Genomic DNA, 4,175 nt, shown 5'->3' with positions numbered 1-4,175 from the left:
GGCCAGGGCGGCCCGACCCCGCCCGCAGGCATCGGCGCCGGCGCGCCTCTGCCCGAGCAGGGCAAGCGCACCACGCTGCTCGATCTGCTGATGGGCAATTAGCGGGGCGGGAGCTGTGGATCGGGCAGGGATCGGGAGCGCCGTGCCGGCCGCGGAACCGCGCATTGCAACAGGTTCCGCCGCTTTATCGCGCAAAAACAGGCCCCCACCGCGAATCTCGGCAATCGGTGACGCTTGCAGTCTGTAAGGGACATTCTTATATACGCCTCAACGCTTCCGGCGGGCGCCGTAACGATGCGGCCCCGAGATTGGCGGCGGAAACGGATGATCCAGATTGTCCTGTTTTCAGTGATGTCCCGTTAGGGGCTGTCGAATGGAACGCCTGACCGGGTCCCGGCAGCTCGCTTCAAGGAGAAAGTAATATGGCGAAAGTAATCGGTATCGACCTCGGAACCACCAACTCCTGCGTCGCAGTGATGGATGGCAAGGACGCCCGCGTGATCGAAAACGCGGAAGGCGCCCGCACCACCCCGTCTATGGTGGCCTTCAACGATGACGGCGAGCGCCTGGTTGGCCAGCCGGCCAAGCGTCAGGCCGTCACCAATCCGGAAAACACCCTGTTCGCGGTCAAGCGCCTCATCGGCCGCCGCTACGAAGACAAGGCCGTGGCCAAGGACAAGGAACTCGTGTCCTTCAAGATCGTCCGCGGCGACAATGGCGACGCCTGGGTGGAAGCCAATGGCGACAAATACTCCCCGGCCCAGATCTCCGCGATGATCCTTCAGAAGATGAAGGAAACCGCTGAATCCTATCTCGGCGAAAAGGTCGAGAAGGCCGTCATCACGGTTCCCGCCTACTTCAACGACGCCCAGCGCCAGGCCACCAAGGACGCGGGCAAGATCGCCGGCCTCGAAGTGCTGCGCATCATCAACGAGCCGACCGCGGCAGCGCTCGCTTATGGCCTCGACAAGACCGAAGGCAAGACCATCGCCGTCTACGACCTTGGCGGCGGCACCTTCGACGTCTCGATCCTCGAGATCGGCGACGGCGTGTTCGAGGTGAAGTCGACCAATGGCGACACGTTCCTGGGCGGCGAAGACTTCGACATGCGCCTGGTCGGCTATCTCGCCGACGAGTTCAAGAAGGAGCAGGGCATTGACCTTCGCAAGGACAAGCTCGCGCTGCAGCGCCTGAAGGAAGCCGCCGAGAAGGCCAAGATCGAGCTGTCCTCCGCGTCGCAGACCGAAATCAACCTGCCCTTCATCACCGCCGATGCGTCGGGCCCCAAGCACCTGACGATGAAGCTCAGCCGCTCCAAGTTCGAGAGCCTGGTCGATGATTTCGTCCAGCGCACGATCGGACCCTGCAAGGCCGCGCTCAAGGATGCCGGTCTTCAGTCGGCCGAGATCGACGAGGTGGTTCTGGTCGGCGGCATGACCCGCATGCCCAAGATCCAGGAAGTGGTGAAGCAGTTCTTCGGCAAGGAGCCGCACAAGGGCGTCAACCCGGATGAAGTGGTCGCCATGGGCGCCGCCATCCAGGCCGGCGTGCTGCAGGGCGACGTCAAGGACGTGCTGCTGCTCGACGTGACGCCGCTGTCGCTCGGCATCGAGACGCTGGGCGGTGTCTTCACCCGCCTGATCGACCGCAACACCACGATCCCGACCAAGAAGAGCCAGATCTTCTCCACCGCCGAAGACAATCAGAACGCGGTGACGATCCGGGTCTTCCAGGGCGAGCGCGAAATGGCCGCCGACAACAAGGTGCTGGGCCAGTTCGATCTCGTCGGCATTCCGCCGGCCCCGCGCGGCGTGCCGCAGATCGAGGTGACCTTCGACATCGACGCCAACGGCATCGTCAACGTCTCGGCCAAGGACAAGGGCACCGGCAAGGAGCACCAGATCCGCATTCAGGCCTCGGGCGGCCTGTCGGACGCCGAGATCGAGGCCATGGTCAAGGAAGCCGAGCTCAACGCCGAGGCCGACAAGAAGCGCCGCGCCGTGGTCGAGGCCAAGAACCAGGGCGAAAGCCTTGTGCATTCCTCGGAGCAGTCGCTCAAGGACTATGGCGACAAGGTCTCGGAAGCCGACCGGACGGCGATTGCCGACGCCATTGCCGCCCTCAAGGCGGCCGTGGAATCCGATCAGCCTGACGCCGAGGACATCCAGGCCAAGAGCCAGACGCTGATGGAAGTCTCCATGAAGCTCGGCCAGGCCATGTATGAGCAGAGCCAGGCCGACTCCGGCGACAGCGAGGGTGACGGCGACGAAAAGGTCGTCGACGCCGATTTCGAGGAAGTCAAGGACGACGACGACGACCGGAAGAAGTCGGCCTGACAGCCGGACTGAGCACCAAACTCCAGGAAAGGGCCCCCAGCGGGGCCCTTTTCGCGTTTACGATGAATTGAAGCTTTGCTTGTCCGCTCCGCCTTGCGGCTTTATTCCGCAATCGGAAACAAAGGCTTCCGCCCCGGCGGAAGCAAGACCGGGTCGGGGACTCCGGAAAAGAAGGCCGGACCGGAAAACCGCTTTCCCCTGGGGAGCAGGTCCGGCCCAGTGAGGGGAGCATCGCGTGAGACAGACCTACAGATTGTTCGGAGTCTGGCGACTTCTCGCCGCGATGCTGGTGATGGCCTATCACTTCTCCCACTCCGCGCCGAACCCGGAGCCGGTGGTCGCATGGTTCGAGCACATGCTGCCGCTTTTGGACATGTTCTTCATCATGTCCGGCTTCCTGATCTTCGAACATTACGGCCGGATGGACAACACCGGCGAAAATTACCTCGGCTTTCTGATCAAGCGGCTGTCCCGGCTGTATCCGCTGCATTTGATCACCCTGTCGTTCTTTGTCGCCTTCGCGCTCTTGGTGCACGCGGGCCTGCTCGACTCCCAGGGCGCGGACACGCGCTACGACCTTCGCGCCCTCCCCGCCAATTTGCTGCTGATCCAGGCCTGGGGCGTCGATTCCGAATTGACCTTCAATTACGTGTCCTGGTCGCTGTCGGGCGAATGGTTCGCCTACCTGATCTTTCCGCTCGTGCTGTTTGCCTTCGCCCGCGGCCGCGCCCTCGGGCTGGCGCTGCTGGTGGGCGTCATCATCATCGCGTTGGAAGTCGCCGATCACGGCGCCACCGACAAGTATGACCACTGGTTCAACACCAAATTGTGGGCCGCCTACCGGGTCGCCGCGGATTTCAGCTTCGGCGCCCTGCTGTGCGTCATCACCCGGAAGCTCACGGTGCCGCCGCGCTGCCAGTGGCTCGCCTGGGGGATGCTGGCGACCGTCTTCGTCGCCATGTTCGCGGATGCCAACATCTACCTTGTGCTGGCGCTGTTCGGGGTGGCCATCGTCCTGGCGGCGCTGGCCGACCGGACCGGTGACGATGAGACCGCCTGGCTCGACCCGGTCATGCCGGTGGCCACGGTGTCCTTCGGCGTCTATCTCTGGCACCCGGTGATCGAGCTGTTTGCCTATTCCCTGCTGTGGAAGCGCGTCATCGGCAGCGATGATGCGGCTTATTTCTGGCTGTTCATGCCGTTGCCGGTGATGCTCACCATCGCCACGGCGCTGGTGTCGGCGCGCCGCTTCGAACGGCCGGCCGGGAAGTGGATGGAAACGAGCCTCTCCGCCCTCGTGCAGCGTCGCCGGTCCCCCCGGCAGCAGGCGTGAAACCGGACCGCCTGCCGATTCTCCGCTCCATTGGGGGCTAGAATTTCTTTCGATGAGTGACTACATGACGCACAAGCGTGTTCAGGCGCGGGTCCGGCCGGTGACAATCAGGCGGGGCATGTGTGAGTTCTTGTGCGTCCATCGAGCCTGCGGCCTCGCAAGGGACGCTCCCGGAAGAGAGATTGACGGATACTATGGCCAAGCCAGACTTTTACGAAACGCTTGGTGTGGCGCGCGGAGCGGATGAGAAGGAGCTGAAAAGCGCCTTCCGCAAACTCGCCATGAAGTACCACCCGGACAAGAATCCCGGCGATGCCGCGGCCGAGCACAAGTTCAAGGAGCTCAACGAGGCCTACGAGACCCTGAAGGATCCCCAGAAGCGGGCCGCCTATGACCGCTTCGGTCACGCCGCCTTCGAACAGGGCGGACCCGGCGGAATGGGCGGCGGCTTTGCCGGCGGCGGTTTCTCCGACATCTTCGAGGATATTTTCGGCGAGATGATGGGC

3 protein-coding genes are annotated in these 4,175 nt (G+C 63.4%); all 3 read left to right on the top strand.

Features of this window, described 5'->3' with window-relative positions; translation table 11 throughout:
- The first annotated feature begins 422 nt into the window (after positions 1–422).
- Positions 423–2,336 (top strand): molecular chaperone DnaK, encoded by a 1,914-nt coding sequence (gene dnaK, locus LL06_RS21990; RefSeq protein WP_035531970.1) that lies wholly within the window; start codon positions 423–425, stop codon positions 2,334–2,336.
- A gap of 235 nt (positions 2,337–2,571) precedes the next feature.
- Complete coding sequence (locus tag LL06_RS21985) at positions 2,572–3,669, top strand: acyltransferase (protein ID WP_152599723.1); 1,098 nt, start codon at positions 2,572–2,574, stop codon at positions 3,667–3,669.
- Positions 3,670–3,863: 194 nt separating this feature from the next.
- Positions 3,864–4,175: DnaJ domain-containing protein (locus LL06_RS21980; protein WP_035531967.1), on the top strand; the 312-nt coding region annotated here is incomplete at its 3' end.

Origin of the sequence: Hoeflea sp. BAL378 (assembly GCF_000759435.1) — a bacterium.
GTDB lineage: Bacteria > Pseudomonadota > Alphaproteobacteria > Rhizobiales > Rhizobiaceae > Hoeflea.
Note: the sequence above shows the minus strand (reverse complement) of the source record. Positions and strands in the feature narration are given on the sequence as shown.